Annotated in this window: 15 protein-coding genes and 1 tRNA gene; 12 read left to right on the top strand and 4 right to left on the bottom strand. The window is 64.7% G+C overall.

Annotated features, from left to right (window positions below):
- Nucleotides 1-4 precede the first annotated feature (4 nt).
- The 9 genes from LZC94_18380 (at nucleotide 5) to LZC94_18340 (ending at nucleotide 10,934) form a co-directional block, all read left to right on the top strand.
- Entirely contained in the window at nucleotides 5-3,220 is a 3,216-nt protein-coding gene (locus tag LZC94_18380; GenBank protein ID WXB19190.1) for an efflux RND transporter permease subunit, read from the top strand.
- Nucleotides 3,217-4,140: an alpha/beta hydrolase gene (locus LZC94_18375; GenBank protein ID WXB19189.1), complete on the top strand. Its 924-nt coding sequence runs from the start codon at nucleotides 3,217-3,219 to the stop codon at nucleotides 4,138-4,140. The genes LZC94_18380 and LZC94_18375 overlap by 4 nt, the downstream gene beginning before the upstream one ends.
- Nucleotides 4,141-4,178: 38 nt before the next feature.
- Complete coding sequence (locus LZC94_18370) at nucleotides 4,179-5,021, top strand: SGNH/GDSL hydrolase family protein (protein ID WXB19188.1); 843 nt, start codon at nucleotides 4,179-4,181, stop codon at nucleotides 5,019-5,021.
- On the top strand, nucleotides 5,018-5,893 hold the full coding sequence (locus tag LZC94_18365; protein ID WXB19187.1) for a metal-dependent hydrolase: 876 nt from the start codon (nucleotides 5,018-5,020) through the stop codon (nucleotides 5,891-5,893). Before LZC94_18370 ends, LZC94_18365 begins: the two co-directional genes overlap by 4 nt.
- Before the next feature lie 203 nt (nucleotides 5,894-6,096).
- Entirely contained in the window at nucleotides 6,097-6,942 is an 846-nt protein-coding gene (locus LZC94_18360; GenBank protein WXB19186.1) for an ABC transporter ATP-binding protein, read from the top strand.
- 390 nt (nucleotides 6,943-7,332) lie between these two features.
- Nucleotides 7,333-8,115: an ABC transporter permease gene (locus LZC94_18355; GenBank protein ID WXB19185.1), complete on the top strand. Its 783-nt coding sequence runs from the start codon at nucleotides 7,333-7,335 to the stop codon at nucleotides 8,113-8,115.
- A 10-nt stretch (nucleotides 8,116-8,125) separates the two neighbouring features.
- On the top strand, nucleotides 8,126-9,184 hold the full coding sequence (locus tag LZC94_18350; GenBank protein ID WXB19184.1) for an ABC transporter substrate-binding protein: 1,059 nt from the start codon (nucleotides 8,126-8,128) through the stop codon (nucleotides 9,182-9,184).
- A gap of 242 nt (nucleotides 9,185-9,426) precedes the next feature.
- Nucleotides 9,427-10,581, top strand: coding sequence for a hypothetical protein (locus tag LZC94_18345; protein ID WXB19183.1), 1,155 nt, complete (start codon nucleotides 9,427-9,429; stop codon nucleotides 10,579-10,581).
- Nucleotides 10,582-10,861: 280 nt separating this feature from the next.
- Nucleotides 10,862-10,934 (top strand) — tRNA-Lys (locus LZC94_18340).
- Between the two features lie 96 nt (nucleotides 10,935-11,030).
- Here LZC94_18340 and LZC94_18335 read toward each other — a convergent pair.
- The 4 genes from LZC94_18335 to LZC94_18320 all read right to left on the bottom strand — a co-directional run bounded on the left by LZC94_18335 (nucleotide 11,031) and on the right by LZC94_18320 (nucleotide 14,350).
- On the bottom strand, nucleotides 11,031-11,960 hold the full coding sequence (locus LZC94_18335; GenBank protein ID WXB19182.1) for a hypothetical protein: 930 nt from the start codon (nucleotides 11,958-11,960) through the stop codon (nucleotides 11,031-11,033).
- Nucleotides 11,961-12,073: 113 nt separating this feature from the next.
- Nucleotides 12,074-12,268, bottom strand: a complete 195-nt coding sequence (locus tag LZC94_18330; protein WXB19181.1) for a hypothetical protein — start codon at nucleotides 12,266-12,268, stop codon at nucleotides 12,074-12,076.
- A gap of 826 nt (nucleotides 12,269-13,094) precedes the next feature.
- Nucleotides 13,095-13,592 (bottom strand): hypothetical protein, encoded by a 498-nt coding sequence (locus LZC94_18325; protein WXB19180.1) that lies wholly within the window; start codon nucleotides 13,590-13,592, stop codon nucleotides 13,095-13,097.
- 59 nt (nucleotides 13,593-13,651) lie between these two features.
- On the bottom strand, nucleotides 13,652-14,350 hold the full coding sequence (locus LZC94_18320) for an AHH domain-containing protein (protein ID WXB19179.1): 699 nt from the start codon (nucleotides 14,348-14,350) through the stop codon (nucleotides 13,652-13,654).
- A gap of 69 nt (nucleotides 14,351-14,419) precedes the next feature.
- Between LZC94_18320 and LZC94_18315 the strand changes: the two genes are divergently transcribed.
- From LZC94_18315 to LZC94_18305, 3 genes are all read left to right on the top strand, one after another.
- Nucleotides 14,420-14,749 (top strand): hypothetical protein, encoded by a 330-nt coding sequence (locus LZC94_18315; protein WXB19178.1) that lies wholly within the window; start codon nucleotides 14,420-14,422, stop codon nucleotides 14,747-14,749.
- The gene (gene tnpB, locus LZC94_18310; protein WXB19177.1) at nucleotides 14,743-15,141 is read left to right on the top strand and encodes an IS66 family insertion sequence element accessory protein TnpB; all 399 of its coding nucleotides are present in this window, start codon (nucleotides 14,743-14,745) and stop codon (nucleotides 15,139-15,141) included. Before LZC94_18315 ends, tnpB begins: the two co-directional genes overlap by 7 nt.
- A gap of 118 nt (nucleotides 15,142-15,259) precedes the next feature.
- Entirely contained in the window at nucleotides 15,260-16,630 is a 1,371-nt protein-coding gene (locus LZC94_18305) for an IS66 family transposase (GenBank protein WXB19176.1), read from the top strand.
- The last annotated feature ends 18 nt before the right edge of the window (nucleotides 16,631-16,648 follow it).

The following is a 16,648-nucleotide window of genomic DNA, read 5'->3' as shown; positions in this document are numbered from 1 at the left end:
GGCCATGCTGGCGGACTTCTCGGTTCGGCGCTGGCAGTTCACCTTGGTCGTGTTCATCGGGCTCATTGCGCTCGGCGCCCATGCGCTCGTCACCATCCCCAAGGCCGAGGATCCCAGCTTCCCCCGCCCCTCGTTCTATGTGATCGCCCTGCTCCCCGGCTCGGCGCCCAAGGATCTCGAGCGCCTGGTGATCGACCCTCTGGAGGCCGCGCTCTGGTCCCTGAAGGATGTCAAGAAGGTCGCCGCGCGGGTGGAAGAGAGCGTGGGGGTCGTCGACATCGACTTTCAAACCTCGTCCGATCCCGACAAGAAGCGCGACGAAATCCTGCGCGAGCTCTCCACCTTGCGCCCCAAGCTCCCGGCCGAGCTCACCTCCCTCGAGCTCCGCCAAGTCGACACCGCCAACGTGAACATCCGCGAGGTGGCGCTGATCTCCGAGGACGCGAGCTACCGCGCGCTCGACGTGCAAGCGCGCTCGCTCAAACGCCGCCTCCAAAACGTGCCCGGGGTGCGCGGGGTGGATCTCGCGGGCCTGCCCAAGCAAGAGGTGCGGATCACCCTCGATTTGCCGCGCATGGTCGTCCTCGGCATCGCGCCGCACGAAGTGTACGACACGATCGCCAAGGACAGCGCCAATGTCCCCGCCGGCAGCGTCGACGTGGACACGCGGCGCTTCAGCGTGAAGACCAGCGGCGACTACACCTCGCTGGACGAGATCCGCGACTCGCTCGTGCGCGCCAGCGGCAGCGCCCGGGGCACGGTGCGCGTGCGCGACGTGGCCCAGGTGGAGCTCGCACCCGTCGATGGCGCCGAGCTCGCGCGCTTCGATGGCCGGCGCGCCATCCTCGTCGCCGCCTCGCAAAAAGACGGCGCGAACGTCTTCGACGTGGCCAAGGGCATCGACCGCGAGCTCGACGCCTTCGCCCGCACCTTGCCGCGCTCGATCCACGTGGTCCGAGGCTTCGACCAGGCGCGCAACGTGGGGCATCGCCTCGGCGGCTTCGTGCGCGACTTCGGGCTGGCCATCGTGCTGGTGCTGGTCACCCTCTTGCCGCTGGGCGTGCGCGCGTCCTTGGTGGTGATGGCCTCCATCCCACTGAGCCTCGCGCTGGGCTTGGTGCTGCTCCAGCTCTTTGGGTTCACCATCAACCAGCTCAGCGTGGTGGGCTTCGTGATCGCGCTCGGCCTTCTGGTCGACGACTCCGTGGTCGTGGTGGAGAACATCACCCGCCATCTGCGATGGGGCGTGCCGCCGCGGCGAGCCGCCATCCATGCCACGCGCGAGATCGCGGCGAGCGTGCTCGGGTGCACGGCGACCTTGGTGTTCGCCTTCATCCCGCTGCTGGCGCTCCCGGGTGACGCGGGCGCGTTCATTCGGTCCCTGCCGGTCGCGGTCATCAGCACCGTGGTGGCCTCGCTCGTGGTCTCGTTCACCGTGGTCCCCTTTCTCGCCAGCGTGCTCCTCACGCCCTCGGGCAAGCACGGCAATGTCTTTTTGCGCGCGCTCCACGGGATGATCGAGACGTCGTACCGGCCGATCCTCGAGCGGGCGCTGGCCTACCCCAAGCTCACCGTGCTGGGCGCCTTTGCGCTCATCGCCGCCACCATGACCTTGGTGCCGAAGATTGGCTTCAGCCTCTTTCCCAAGGCGGGCACCCCGCAGTTCATGGTGCAGATCGAGACCGCCAACGACGCGAACCTGGCCGAGACCGATCGCGCGGCCCGCTTCGTCGAGCAGGTGCTCGCGCGCCGCCGCGAGGTGCGCCACGTCGCCACCGTGGTGGGAAAAGGCCACCCGCAGATCTTCTACAATGTGTTCCCCCGGAACACGCGCGCCAATGTGGCCGACGTCTTCGCCGAGGCCGACGTCCCCTCCCCGGCCGCACGCGCCGCGCTCTACGCCGCCTTGCGGGGCGAGCTCGCAAATGACGCGGGCGCCAAGCTGGAGCTGAAAGAGCTCGAAAATGGCCCGCCCATCGACGCGCCCATCGCGGTGCGCGTGCTGGGCGACGACGAAGAGGCGCTGCTCTCCGTCGCCTCGCGCGTCGAGACGATCCTGCGCGCGACCCAAGGCACGCGCGACGTGCGCAACCCGAGCAAGGAGCGCCGCAGCGATGTGCGCGTTCGGGTCGACCGGGACAAGGCCGCGCTCCTGGCCGTCGCTTCCCCCGACGTGGACCGCGCCATCCGGCTCGCGGTGGGCGGCATCGTGGCGGGCTCCTACCGCGAGGACTCGGCCGACGAAGCGTACGACATCCGCCTGGCGCTGCCGCGCACCGATGTGCAGCGCGCGCGGACCGGCGCCTTTCCCGGTCTGGACGTGCTCGATCAAACGTACGTGGGGAGCGCCCACGCGCGCGCCGTTCCGCTCTCGGAGGTGGCGCGGCTCGAGCTCGAGCCCTCGCCGACCAACATCCGGCACTACAACCGCGAGCGGGTGGCCACCGTCTCGGCCGACGTGCGCGAGGGGTACAACACCGAGCGGCTCACCCAAGCCGTCTGGTCGCAGCTCACCGAGCTCCCGCTGCCCCCCGGGATTCATTTGAAGCTCGCGGGCGAAGCCGAGACCAGCCAGGAGAGCTTTGGCGGCGTGGGCGTGGCCGTGCTCGTGGCGGCGTTCGGCATTTTGGCCATCCTCGTCTTGGAGTTTCGAACGCTCAAGAGCACCCTCATCGTCGCATCGGTCATCCCGCTGGGCGTGATCGGAGGGCTGCTCGCCCTGTACCTCTCCGGAAATACGCTCTCGTTCACCGCCACCATCGGCTTCGTGGCGCTCATGGGCATCGAGGTGAAGAACTCGATCCTGCTGGTCGACGTCATCGGCCAGCTGCGCGAGCGCGGATTGGGCGTCGACGAGGCCATCCAGCGGGGCGGCGAGGCGCGCTTCATCCCCATTCTGCTCACGACCCTGACCGCCATCGGCGGCCTGATCCCGCTCATTTTGGAGCACTCGAGCTTCTATTCGCCGCTGGCCCTGGTGATCTTGGGCGGTCTCGTGAGCTCGACCATCCTCGCGCGGATCGTCACCCCCGTCCTCTACAAGCTGCTCGTGCCCGCGGTGGAAGAGGACCGCGGCGACACGATCCCGTCGTTCACACCCGCATTTCCATCGTTCGATTCGGCCGCTACGGCCCCGTCTTCTCAGGCGCACGGAGGAACCAATGAGCCAGTGTACGCGATTCCCTTCGACACACCCTCGGCCCCTGGGAGTTTGCCATGAACCGTCTGGATATCGAAGTCGACGGAAATGTATTCAGCACGTTGCACCTAGGAGATCCCGCTCGTCCGCTCGTGCTCTGCGCGCACGGCTTCCCCGATCACCCGAGCACCTTCGAGTCGCTCGCGTCGGTGCTCGTGCGCGCCGGGTATCGGGTGGTCGCGCCCTGGCTGCGCGGCTATTTTCCTTCGACCTTGGCGGGTCCTTATGATGCGCGCAGCATCGCGCGCGATCTGGTGGCCATCGCCGATCACTTGTCGCCCGCGCAGCCGATTCGTTTGATCGGTCACAATTGGGGCGCCGTCGCCGCCTACGAGGCCATCGAGCATTGGCCGCACCGGTTCCACGCGGCCGTGACCATGGCCGTGCCGCACCGGCGCACCTACGTGCGCAACCTGACCTTCGCGCAAATACGCAGCAACCTTTACATGCTCTTTTTGAGCCTGCCGATCGTGGCGCAAAAGCGGGTCATCCGGGACGACTTTGCCTTCGTCGATCGCCTCTGGCGCGATTGGGCACCCGGCTATACGCCCAATCCCGAATACATGCGCGCGATCAAAGACTGCTTGCGCCAGAGCCTCCCCGCGCCCATTCGTTATTACCGGGCGATGCTCGCGGATCTCGGGTGGTTGATTCGCTCGGTCCTCGCGGGCTCGGCCGATCCCATCCGCGTCCCGACCTTGCACCTGCAAGGCGCCGTCGATCCGTGCGTGCTGCCGGAGACGGCCGCGGGCCAAGAGAGCCTCTTCTCCGCACCCTACGCGTCGGTGCTGGTCCAGGGCGCCGGGCATTTCCCGCACCTCGAGGCGAAGGAAATCGTCGGCGGTCTGGTGACCGACTGGTTTTACGAGCACGCCAACCCGAGCGAACGAGGCCAGCGAGCCCCATTCGCCTCACCCGATCGAGCGACGGCCCGCGCATGACGCGCGGCGGACGCATACGCGCAGCAAAGGAAGCACCCATGGTCAACGCGTTATCCGAGATCACCAAATACGATATCACCAAATACCGAGTCTTGTGGCTTGGATGCACGGCGCTGCTGCCGCTGGTGGCCCTCCAGGGGCGCCGCCTTCGCCAGAACATTCCACGGCTCCCGGAGGCGGGCGGCGCGCGCACGGGCCTCGTGGGATCGTCCTCGGCGGGGCGGACGCTCTCGATCGCCGTGATCGGCGAGTCCAGCGCGGCCGGCGTGGGGGTGGAGGCGCACACGGAGGGCCTTCCGCACCATCTGGCGTGCCTGGTGAGCGAGCGCCTGCGCCGCCCGGTGCGCTGGTCGGTCATCGGACGGCACGGGGCCACCCTGGCCAAGGTGCAAAAGCACGCGCCGCAGCAGGTCGAGCCGCACGCCGACGCGGTGGTGGTGCTCGTCGGCGTCAACGATACGATCCAGATGACGCGGTCGCGCGCGTGGGCGGGCGGGGCGCGCGCGCTGGCCACCCGCTTGCGCGAGGGCGGCGCGCGGCGCGTGGTGTTCTCGGGGCTGCCGCCCATCCATCGGTTTCCGTCGCTCCCGCACCCGCTCCGCGCGGTGATGGGCACGCGCGCCAAGCTCCTGGACGCCGTGCTGCGCGACGTGGCCTCCACCCTGCCCGGCACCAGCTACGCGCCCGTGCACTTCGAGGCCGATCCGCGCTTCGTGTCGCGCGACGGCTTCCACCCCTCCGAACGCGGCTACGCCGAGTGGGCGCGAAACGTCGCGGCCCACCTGGTGCCGCTGCTCGCGCGCGATGCCGCGCCCGCGCCGGGCGATCCCGCGCACGACCCCCCGCGCATCCACGATTTCACCCTTCCGAGGTCCGCATGATCACCGTTCGCGACATCAAATTCAACCTCACGGACGAGACATCGCCGCATTGGTGCAACGATTACGAGTTCAGCGTATTGGCCAATGCCATTTTCATCTTGCTGCCGTGGCTGGAGCCCTATTTCATCCACAACGTCCGCGAGGCGGCGAAGACGATCGACGGCGCCCAGCTGAACGACGACGCCAAGGCCTTCATCGGCCAGGAGGTGCGGCACGCGCAGCAGCACCGCCGCTACAATCAAATCCTGGCCCGGCGCTACCCCGAGCTGCCCGCGCGCGAGGAGCGCATCCGCCTGCGCCTCGACGCGAGCCGGCGCAAGGACCCACTCTCCACCCGCCTCGCCTACACGGCTGGCTTCGAGGCGCTCACCTTTCACTTCTTGGCCTACTTGTTCTCCCGACCCGAGCGCTGGTTCGCGGGCGCCGATCCCAATGTGCTCGCCATGTTCGCGTGGCATGCGGCCGAAGAAATCGAGCACAAAACCGTGGCCTTCGATGTGCTCCAACGGGTGGACGAGGGCTACGTCACGCGGGTGCGCGGCTTTGCCTCGGCGGTCTCCGAGACCCTCTCGGACATCTTCAGCCTGGCCTGGTACATGATGAAGGTCGACGAGCGAACCGATCGCCACAGCGTGCGCCGCATGGGCAAGCTCCTGCTCACGTGGTCGCGTGAATTTCCGCCCACGATGCGGCCGTATTTGGGGCGCGGCTATCGCCCGGAGCACCACCCCGATCCGCCGTCGCTCATCCGCTGGGTCGCTCAGCATCGGGCGGGCATGGACCTTCGCACCTTGTCCGCGAGCGCGCTCAACGCGATGGCGCGGCTCGAAGGACCGCCTGGCCGTGCGGGCTCCGCACACGTCGCCAACTAGGCACCTGACGCAACCCTGGCGCTCGAGCGGGCGTGCGGGCTCGCGCGCGAACGAACGGGTACGCGGACGTGCGGGCTCGCGCGCGAACGAGCGGGGGTGCGGCGGGCTCGCGAACGAGCGAGGACGCGCGAACGAGCCGGCGTGCGAGCTCGCGAACGAACCGATTTCGGGAATGGCTCCGCAGCTTGCCGTAAGCTGCGGCCATGGCCCATCCTTCCGAACCTCTTCGCGATTCCGGAGCACCTGGGTCGCCGCTCATCGAGCTCCGGGGCGCGACCAAGCGGTTTCGACATGGCTCGGGGGGCATTCACACCGCCGTTCGCGATCTCACGTTGACGGTGGCGTGCGGCGAGTTCGTCGCCGTCGTCGGGCCCACCGGGTGCGGCAAATCGACGACCCTCTCGCTCGTGTCCGGCTTGGAGCGCGCCTCGGAGGGCGAGACCCGGGTGCGCGGCGCGTTGGTCGATGGGATCCCCGACGGCGTGGGCTACGTATTTCAAACGGACGCCGTACTTCCATGGCGAACGGTCCTCGACAATGTCGCCATCGGCCTGCGTTACCGCGGTACGACCAAAGCGGCAGCCCGCGAGCGGGCGCGTGTCTGGCTCGACAAAGTCGGTTTGAGCGGATTCGACGATTACTATCCGCATCAGCTCTCGGGGGGCATGCGCAAGCGGGTAGCTTTGGCGCAAACGCTCGTCAACGAGCCATCCATATTGCTGATGGACGAGCCGTTCAGCGCCCTCGACGTCCAAACGCGCGCGCTCATGCACGACGAGCTCTTACGCTTATGGTCCGGCTCCGGCGCCGCCGTCATCTTCGTGACCCACGATCTGGAGGAGGCCATCGTGCTCGCCGATCGGGTCATCGTGATGACCGCCGGCCCTGCCACCGTCAAAGGCTCCTTCCCCGTCCCCCTCCACCGCCCACGCCGCGTGGAAGAAATCCGGCTCACGCCTTCATTTTTGGACATCTACCGCGAAATCTGGAAATCACTCCGCGACGAAGTCGACGAGGCACGCACGCGCGCGGCACGGGGTGCACCGTGAAGCGCAACGTCGACGAGACGCCCATGCGCGATGCGTGGAGGGCCTCGCGAAGCACGATGTCGACAAGGCGCCCATGCGCTCGGCGCGGGGGCCTCGTGAAGCGCAACGTCGACGAGGCGCCCATCCGCGCGGCGCGGGGTGCACCGTGAAGCGCAACGTCGACGAGACGCCCATCCGCGGGCGCGGGGGGCCTCGTGAAGCGCAACGTCGACGAGGCGCCCATCCGCGGCGCGGGGGCATCATGAAGCGCAACGTCGACGAAGCGCCCGTCCGCGATGCGTGGAGGGCCTCGCGAAGCACGATGTCGACAAGGCGCCCATGCGCTCGGCGCGGGGGCCTCGTGAAGCGCAACGTCGACGAGGCGCCCATGCGCGCTAGGTGGGGTGCGCCGTGAAAATTGCATTGGTCCGCATCGTGCTGGTCGTCGCATGGCTTGCGAGCTGGGAGCTCGCGGCGACCTATTGGATCGACCCCTTTTTCTATTCGAAGCCGAGCCTGGTCGCCGCGCGCCTCGTCGAGTGGTTCGCGCAAGGAACCAGCCAAGGCTCGATTGGCGTGCAAATCGCCGTCACCCTCGAGGAGGCCGTGGTTGGATTCGTCCTGGGCTCCCTCGCAGGCGTGGTGCTCGGCATTCTGCTGGGCCGAAGCCCGCTGCTGGCCGAAATTTGTGCCCCCTTCATCAAGGCGGCCAACGCGGTTCCGCGCATCGTGCTGGCGTCGCTGTTCGTGATTTGGTTCGGCCTCATCGGCCCGGCGTCGAAGATCGCTACCGCCTTCGTGCTGGTGTTCTTTGCCGTATTTTTCAATGCCTTCCAAGGCGCCCGCGAGGTCGACCGCAACCTGGTGAACAACGCACGCATCCTCGGCGCCAGCCCCCTTCAAATCCTGCTCACCATCGTGGTCCCCAGCGCCACCTCGTGGATCCTCGCGTCCTTGCACTCGGCCTTCGGCTTCGCCTTGATCGGCGCGGTGGTCGGCGAAGTCGTCGGCGCCGACAAAGGCCTCGGCTTGTTGATCAACCGCGCCCAAGGCAACTTCGATTCGGCGGGCATCTATGCGGGGATGATCGTCATCACCGTGCTCGCGCTCGTAGCCGAATCGCTGCTCACGGCCCTCGAAAAGCGCCTCTTGAAATGGCGCCCTCCGGCGACCAACACCGATAAACCGGTTTGAGCTCGACCCCATGTTCCCGCGCCCCCGCCGATTCATCCTCGCCCTCCTCGCCCCCGCCGTGGCCGCCGCCATCCCCCTCGGCGGCTGCCGCGACTCCCGCCACCACGATGCCCCGGCGGATGGCACCATCACCATCATCGTCGGAGGAATCGACAAAGTCATTTACCTCCCCGCCAAACTGAGCGAGCAACTCGGCTACTTCGCGGACGAAGGACTCAAGGTCCGCCTCCTCTCCGAACAAGGCGGATCGACGGCCGAAATCTCGTTGATCTCGGGCGACGCCCAAGGCGTCGTCGGCTTTTACGATCATACCATCGATCTGCAGACCAAGGGAAAATGCATCCAAAGCGTGGTGCAAATGGCGAACATCCCGGGCGAGGTCGAGGTCGTGAGCACCAAAATGGCAAACATCATCAAGGGCCCGGCCGATTTCCGCGGCAAAAAGCTCGGATACACGAGCCCCGGCTCGTCGACCGATTTTCTCACGCAATACTTGGCCATCCAACATGGCATTTCCTCCGCGGACTACACGGGCGTCAAAGCGGGCGCCGGGTCCACCTTCATCGCCGCCATCGATCAGGGGAGCATCGACGCGGGGATGACCACCGATCCCACGGTGGCCCAGCTGCTGCGCGCGGGCAAGGCCAAGGTGCTCGTGGACATGCGCACCGAGGAAGGAACGCGCGCCGCGCTCGGAGGCTCGTACCCCTCGAGCTCCCTCTACATGAACTGCGATTACGTCGCCCGCTACGGGAACACCGTGCAGAAGCTAGCCAACGCCCTCGTCAAATCCTTGCGGTATATCGCCGATCACTCCGCGGCCGATATCGCCTCGAAGATGCCGAAAGACTTCGCCGCCGGCAACCCCGCGCTCTACATCGAGGCCATTCACGATTCGAAGACCATGTTCAACCGCGACGGCCGCATGCCGCCCGACGGTGCCCAGGACGTGCTCGAGGTGCTCGGTCGATGCTCCGCCAATGTCCGCGGCAAAAAAGAGAGCATCGACCTCTCCAAGACCTACACGACGGAGTTCGTCGACCAGGCCGCGCGAGCCCTGGCGAAATGAAGCGATGTGCGCGCACCGTACGTTTCGCGCCACGCGATGAATCGAATACGGATTACCTGAAGGCTGCACCCATCGACATTCGATGGTCTCATACGACAGCTGATTCGCGCCTCCGGGCGCAGCGATCGATTCGCACATAGGCGACAAAGGAACCGCTTGCCGCGTCTCCCGAAGGGATCCAAGGTTTGCGCGCGTGGCCCCGAGCCTGCGAAGGCGCCACCCCTTGCAGAAGGACAACGCTCATGAAAACGCGCGCAGTCGTTCTCGAACGAACCGATCGAATCCGCATTCCCGGAAGGAGCACCGTCCGGCATTCGGCCGTCGCCACATGGCTGATGTTCATCGCCTGCAATCCCGTCAATCACGACTCCGAGACCTCCTCGGCCCCCGCCGCGGCGCTCACCGCCAACCCGCTGGTGGGCTGGGATCCGCGCCAGCCTGGCCCCAACGAGCTTTTCCCGGCGACCGATGGCTCACCCAACTACCTACGCTCCGTGATCCCGCCGAACCCCAAGCTCGACCCGAACTCCGACGCCATCATCGCCAGCATGGGGTGCACCCGCCCCCGCCTGAACGGCCCCGAATGGCAAATGCCCTTTTACATGACGAAGAACAGCGATCCCCTCTACCATCCCGTCCTCGAGCACGCCCCGGATTGGGGATGTTCGGTGGGCGACGAGGGCATTCACATACCCGATTACGCCACCCGCGAAGTACCGGGGGACGGCGACGCCTGGGTCATCGTGGCCAACAAAGACGACGACACGGTGAAGGGTATTTGGGTGGCAAAAAAAGACCCCACGGGTTGGAATGGCTCGTGCGGCGGCTCCTTCAAATTGAGCGGCAACGGCGCGGCCGAGAGCAAGCTCGCGGGCCTTGGAACCGGCTCGGACGTGCAAGCGGGCTTCGGCTTCATCCAATACAGCGAGCTGCAAGCCGGCAGCATCGATCACGCGCTGTACTTCACCGCCACCCGATCCTGCCGCACCTTCCGCAAACCCGCCGGCAAATCCGACGGCAACGGCATGGGCCGCGACTGCATGCCCATGGGCGCCCGCTTGCAGCTCGATCCCTCCGTCAATTGCCGCCGCTTGCGCGGTGCCTCCAAAGGCGAGCGAATGATCTGCCTCGCCATGCAAAAATACGGCGGCTACGTGCTCGACAGCGGAGGCCCCGGCCCCATCAGCGGCATCGGCATGGCTGGCGACGACCTCACCGATCCCGCCCGCGCCCCGTGGCAAACCCCCGGCAACGGTATGCGCGGCCCCCGCGGCTGCTCCCCCGTTGGTCCGAACTGTGGCGTCGTCAGCAATGTCGGCCTGGACGGCAGCGAGGATTCACTGGCGCATATCCCGTGGACCAAGCTGCGCGTTCTGGCGAGTTGGAACGGGGAATGACCCTGCGCCTCGGGACGGGTGATTCGTCCATGTTGCAAACAAAACGTCTCCGGCGGCGCCGCGCCGTTTCAACGCAGCAGGAACTGACCTCGTTCGCGGCTACCACGAGACGATGTGCTCACGCAACCACGAACGCTCCGGACTCGCTCGGCGCATGGGCGACCGGGTGAAAGCGCCCCTCGCGGTGGCGAACGAGGTCACGATCCTGCTGGCGCATGCGGAATGAGGTGGTGTTTCTGCTCCGGCGCGGCTATTAGAGGGCCCCACGCGAGCGCGTGAAGGGCTGATAGCTCAGTCGGTAGAGCTGCGGACTTTTAATCCGTAGGTCGAGGGTTCGAGTCCCTCTCAGCCCACATCATTGAAATCATTACGGAATCAGGCGGCCTCGGCCCCTGCTTCGGAGGGGCTCGTAACCCGGCTCATAACCTTGAGCCAAAATGCCGCGAGTTTTAGCAGCGGCCGACTTCACGCCCGTCTCGCCCAGGTGCGCATAAATTTCGGTAACCGCGACCGAGCTGTGGCCGAGTAGATCTCGCACCTCCTCCAGCGTCCAACGGTGGCCCCACCATCCGGCGATCAAGCTTGACGCGCACGAGACCGGCCTGCTCGAAATTCCCCGCTTCGGGGCGCCCGCTAACATTAGGGGGCATCCCCTTCGACCCGTAACGCACGACTACCTCGGGTTCGGGACCGTCCACGATGACGTCCTCCAAGTGCAAGTTGAATTGTTCCCCTTGGCGCAGTCCTGTACCGACCGCGAAGCGGATCGCGAGTCGGTCCTCGTAGGGCACATCCTCGCACGTGGCGATCTGACGCTGCTCTTCGAGGAAGAGGTAGCCCCACTTTTCCTTGGTGGCCTCTTGGCCCGCCCTCTTCCGCTTTATTTTCAGTCCCGCGCACGGGTTTACCAGAATCAACGGCGGATCATGTTGGATCGCTTCGTCGAAGATCGCCGACGCCAGTGCCAGGCATCGCTTGATCGTTGCGATCGAAATCTTTCGCGGCCGTTTCTTGGCGCTTCGCCCCTGCACCTGCTTGCGTCCGAGCTCTCGCAGCCAACGCGCGATCATCTGTGATGTGATCGACTCGACGCGCTCGTTCGCGAAAAAAGCGGTGGCCAGATGCGTCTTGACGCGGTTCCGCTCCTGTTTGATCCCGCGAACATCGTCCTTCTCTCGTTCATCAAGCACGCGCTGACCGAACAGCACAAACGAGTCTTTCTGGATCACCGGGTGCGGTGTGAGGTCCTTCGTCACCGCCACGTAGTCCCATTGATCGGCGAAGGCGTTCGCCTCCTCTTTCGTCTTGAACGTCCCGAGCGACGGACGGGATCCATTCGCGCGTTTCGGTTCTCGTACCCAGTATTTTCCGTTGGCCAAGGGGCCCGTAACCGAGGGTCGCATCTTCGTCGTCTTCCACGGTGTCGTCGGTGTACCCGACGTTGTTTTCGTTTGCATGGCGGTCGCCTACTGCGATGGTCATGCCATTGCCATCACCGCCAGCCGCGGACTCGCATCGCATCTTCCACCCTGCGCTTCGTGGTCTCGTCCACCTGGGGGTCGACGGGAACGTGCTTGATGCGGTCCGGTCGATGTCGGCCAGGCTTGGAACTGTTCTCCTCCTTCGCTACGGCGTCGAGGACGAGGTCGAGAGCATCGTGCAGCGCGCGGCGAAGGTCGGGGCTCACCTTAGATATGTAGTAGGCACAAAGCGAAATGTACCCCCGCGCCTACTACATACCTAGTATGGCCAACTACGGGCTCGTTCGCGGCTCGGTCCTTCGCGTTCTCAAGCAAGTTCCGGACAACTCATTCGACGGTTGCTTGTGCGATCCTCCGTACGGCCGCAAAGGATGGGTCGATGTGGCGGACGTGCGACGCGCGGCCGAGCGCGGTCTTGCTCTGCATCCTTACGGCGTGGCGATGGCATCTCTGAACGCGGTTCGTCAAGAGCGGCTGAACGAGGTTTCGGGCACCGCTCCGATCAAGACGGACGGCATCGTGGGCCCGCGAACGCTTGCGGCTATCCAGAAGTTCCGGAGCGCGGTTGGGCTCCCGCTCGAGGGCGCCTTCGATGCCGACGTAGATCGAGCGCTTCTCGGAGGATCCTTTCGGAATCCGTGCCGCGCGATTCTCGCTCATGACCGACTTCTGGCCTCGAGGAGATCCACGCGGCGCTGGACAGTCTCGGCGCCGTTGATGTCCAGGCGTGGACTCGCCCGCGCCGTGGCCCGCTTGGCCAAGTCGTCCAACCCGTTCCAGAGGGCGGCGGGGTTGGTAGCTGATGGCGTCGTCGGGCGCGCGACGAGAAGCGCGATCCGAGCACGCCTTATGACGCCTCCTCCGAGCGGGAGCTGACCAGCCCAGAGCTCGGAGTTCTGAGCGAGCCTAGTGAGCAAGGTCATTTGAAAGACGAACCTGCCCTTGGAACGAGTGAGCTCGCCGGTGCATGTCACGTTTCAACCCGGCTAGAGGTCCACCCGCGGCCAAAGAGGCAGGCTCGTTTTCATTTCTTCAATTTGGCGCCCAAATCGGCTCGAGTTCGAGCCCCAAAAGCGAGTGCCGCCGCAGCTCTTGAGCGAACGATTCCGTGGCATAGATCAGGCCGCGGGGGGTTTGGGGCAGCTTGAACAGTCCAGCGTCTCTAAGGGCGGCGGAATTGAAGGCGTGCTTACGAATTAGCAAGATTCGACCACTGTCAGAAGCTCGCACGGCTTGCGTCGCTTCTTCGTCGAGCGCATCGACGAACGTTGTCACGTTGAGCGTCCAAAATTCGCCGTCATTGCACGCGAGTGGAAGTAGCTCGCCATACTGCGCCAAGTACGAGCCGAGCACTTCCTTAGCGTTTTGGCTAAGAATCATCATGTCTCCTCCCGAGCACGACGGGAAGTCAGATGGCTTCAGCCTTCGCCCATCATCCCAGACTTTCAAGCGAGTCATGTTGACAGGTCTCCAGTCTTCAGCGCGCGGGCGACCATTGAAACGAAGAAGGTCAAAATCGCTTTCGTCCACTGGAAGAAGCCATTCGAATCCCTCTGGCGCCCTCAGCTTGTAACATTTTGTCGACCCGCTCACGGAAAACCTCCATCAATCAGAGCTTGTCGGATGCCCTGCAAGATTTCAAGAGCTTCTTGCTTCGATGTCGCGCCACTCAGAGCGGCGTTCACGGCCCGATAGTAATCGCCAGAATGAATTTTTGCATGAACGGCCATGGCCGCAGGATTCGCCGACGACATGTTCCCCGGCAAGAACACCCCGTTCGCAGCTTCGTTGATGCCGATCCCGAAGTTTTGTAGCACTTGCCGCGCGGGCGCCGCGGCTTTCGCGCCCCCAGCAACGATGTGGTGTGCAGCTTCACCGGTCCCTCGTACGAATCCCGCCTTGCTGAGCGCGGCAGCAAGTATCTTCGACGATGCTGATATGGACGATGTATTGTGAACCAGAAGCTTTAGCGGACCCACGAAGTACGAATGATTCTCGTCAACTTCGAAGTTGTAGACGGTGGACCTTCCCTCTTTGTCCCTCCACCCTCGAACGACGATCAGCGACCCATTCGCACTCCTCGCGCGGTCGCCCGCAACGAGATCGTGCGTTTGCGTCCATCCTTTGCCCTCAATCCAGAAGGGGTGGCCGAGCGTAGTATGTACAGTCTCGCTGATGCCGTCGGGAGTGGATACGTCCAGATCCGCCAGCTCATTGGAGGTGTTTACGAACGTTCGGTTAACCGGTCGACATTCGATGACGTCGGTTTTCTCATTCCACGAGAGCACCGAATCGCCCTCGCGAATCGTCTCGATCGGTAACCGTACGGGCAAAGACGCCGTGCGGGGCGGTCGCGTTTGATGTTCATTGCGCGCATGGCGAGACATGATGCGAACTGGTGGGCTGAGCGGATCAAGGAGCTGGCGCAAAGCGGCGACGCGGCGGGGATCGCCCGCCGACACAGCGTCAGGGAGCGGACGTTGATCTGGTGGCGATCCGAGCTTGAGCGGCGCGCGCGCACAGCAGGCCCCACGCGCCTGCTGCCCGTCGTCGTGACACGACCTGCGACGGTGGAGCGCGATATCGAGCTTGTCGTCGAAGCCGGACCGGCACGCATCACGATGCGTGGAGCGATTACGGCCGAGCATCTTGCGGCGCTGGTGGCCGCCGCGGCGCGCGCGTGTTGAGTCTCGGGCCCGGCATCGAGATCGTCCTCGCGAGTGCGCCCGTCGACCTTCGGCGCGGACACGATGGCCTCGTGACGCTCGTGCAGTCTTTGTGGAAGGCCGACCCGTACAGTGGCACCCTCTTCGTGTTTCTTGGTCGCCGCATGGATCGCGTGAAGATCCTCTTCTTCAGCGCGGGCGGCTTCGTTGTCTATTACAAAAGGCTCGAATCTGGGCGCTTCACGCTGCCGCGGATCCCTGAAGGGGCCTCATGCATCGACCTCGACGCGACGTCGCTCACCATGCTGCTCGATGGTGTCGATCTTCGTCTCGTTCGACGCACACCGATGTGGAAACCCGCGAAGACGACCGCCGAAGCGAAAAAGGGGATCGACATTCGGCGGAGTGCATGATCAAAGCTGTTTATTGGTCCCTCCTCCCGACAACGACGAACACGGTTCCTGCGCTTGGCGCGAGTACGCGCAGTACCTCGAACAGGAGGGTGCGCGGGCGCAAGCTCGAATGGATATCATGCAGGCCGAGCTCGAGGTGCTCAAACGCGCCTTCGCCAGGCGTACCGAGAAGATGGGCAAGATGCCCAAGATCGCGCGGCCACCGAGGACGCCAGCGGAGATCGCCGAGCGCCGCACGGAGCAGGCTTTGCTTCGCGCGGAACACATCGTCACAGAAGAGAAGACGGAGCCCGTGCCCGAGACGCTGAAGAAGTGTCATCTTTGCGGCGGCACGAATTTTCGCAGCGTCGGCACCGGCAAGCCATCCGAGGTTTACTCGTACGTCCCGGGCTACTTCCGACGTGTTGTGCACACGCGCGAGGTCGTCGCGTGTCGATGCGGTGGATGCGTCATTACCGCGCCGCCGCCGGAGCGTTGGTCGGACAAGACGCGGTACGATTCGAGCTTCGTTGCGCACCTCGTCGTCTCGAAGTGCCTTGTCGTCACGCCGCTTTATCGTCTCGAGCAGTCGTTCGCGCGGCTCGGTATGCCCATCGCACGAAGCACGATGAATGACTTGTTCCGGCGTGCGGCGCAAAAGCTCGAGCCCCTCCGAGCCCCGCTCTTCGACGTCATCAAGAAGGACTTCCTCGTCCATGTCGACGAGACGTCGTTTACGCTGACGAAGCAAACCTCGAAGGCGTTTATCTGGGCCTTTGTTGGCAAGCGCCTCACGGGATATCGCTTTGAGCTCACGCGTGGTGGCGATGCTCCACTCGAGGTCCTCGGTGATTCGCCTGGCGCATTTCTGTGCGACGATTATCGTGGATATGACCCGCTCGAGAAGCGAGGACTCCGTCAGCGATGTGGCTGTCTCGCTCACGTTCGTCGGAAATTTTTCGAGGCCGGGGAGGTGCCCGAAGCGAAGGAAGCACTCGACCTCATCGCCGGAATGTACGGTGTCGAGCACGAGGCAGAGCATCGCGCGTTCCTTGGCACGGCCGAGCATCTCGCGCTGCGGCGCACCTATGCACGGCCTCTATTTGTCCGATTACTTCTGCTTTCTCGCGAACTTCGTCGTGCACACGGACCGAAGACGTTGCTCGGTCGTGCCGCGCACTATGTATGGCGCAACCTGCGCCCGCTCGGCCGTTTTCTCCGCGATCCGCGCATCCGCCTGGACAATAACTTGGCAGAAAATGCCCTTAGGCTCGTCGCTCTTGGCCGGAAAAATTTTCTATTTGTCCACAGCGAGGACGCCGGTAAGGAACTCGCTCTGCTCTACTCACTGGTCGTCTCGTGCACACGCGTTGCCATCAATCCCGTTGAGTACATCGCGGACGTCCTCGAACGCATCGACAAGACCGCCGACGACAATCTCTCGAACCTCCTGCCCGATCGCTGGAAACCACACGCGATCGCATCACCCTCGACGTTCTTCGACCCTTAGACCATCGCGGATCGAACG

The sequence above is a fragment of the Sorangiineae bacterium MSr11954 genome, assembly GCA_037157815.1.
GTDB classification, from domain to species: domain Bacteria; phylum Myxococcota_A; class Polyangia; order Polyangiales; family Polyangiaceae; genus Pendulispora; species Pendulispora albinea.
Note: the sequence above shows the minus strand (reverse complement) of the source record. Positions and strands in the feature narration are given on the sequence as shown.

Excerpts from the sequence above, each read along its gene's own strand:
- LZC94_18380 (WXB19190.1), top strand. The coding sequence starts at position 5 with ATGCTGGCGGACTTCTCGGTTCGGCGCTGGCAGTTCACCTTGGTCGTG.
- LZC94_18375 (WXB19189.1), top strand. The coding sequence starts at position 3,217 with ATGAACCGTCTGGATATCGAAGTCGACGGAAATGTATTCAGCACGTTG.
- LZC94_18370 (WXB19188.1), top strand. The coding sequence starts at position 4,179 with ATGGTCAACGCGTTATCCGAGATCACCAAATACGATATCACCAAATAC.
- LZC94_18365 (WXB19187.1), top strand. The coding sequence starts at position 5,018 with ATGATCACCGTTCGCGACATCAAATTCAACCTCACGGACGAGACATCG.
- LZC94_18360 (WXB19186.1), top strand. The coding sequence starts at position 6,097 with ATGGCCCATCCTTCCGAACCTCTTCGCGATTCCGGAGCACCTGGGTCG.
- LZC94_18350 (WXB19184.1), top strand. The coding sequence starts at position 8,126 with ATGTTCCCGCGCCCCCGCCGATTCATCCTCGCCCTCCTCGCCCCCGCC.
- LZC94_18345 (WXB19183.1), top strand. The coding sequence starts at position 9,427 with ATGAAAACGCGCGCAGTCGTTCTCGAACGAACCGATCGAATCCGCATT.
- LZC94_18305 (WXB19176.1), top strand. The coding sequence starts at position 15,260 with ATGCAGGCCGAGCTCGAGGTGCTCAAACGCGCCTTCGCCAGGCGTACC.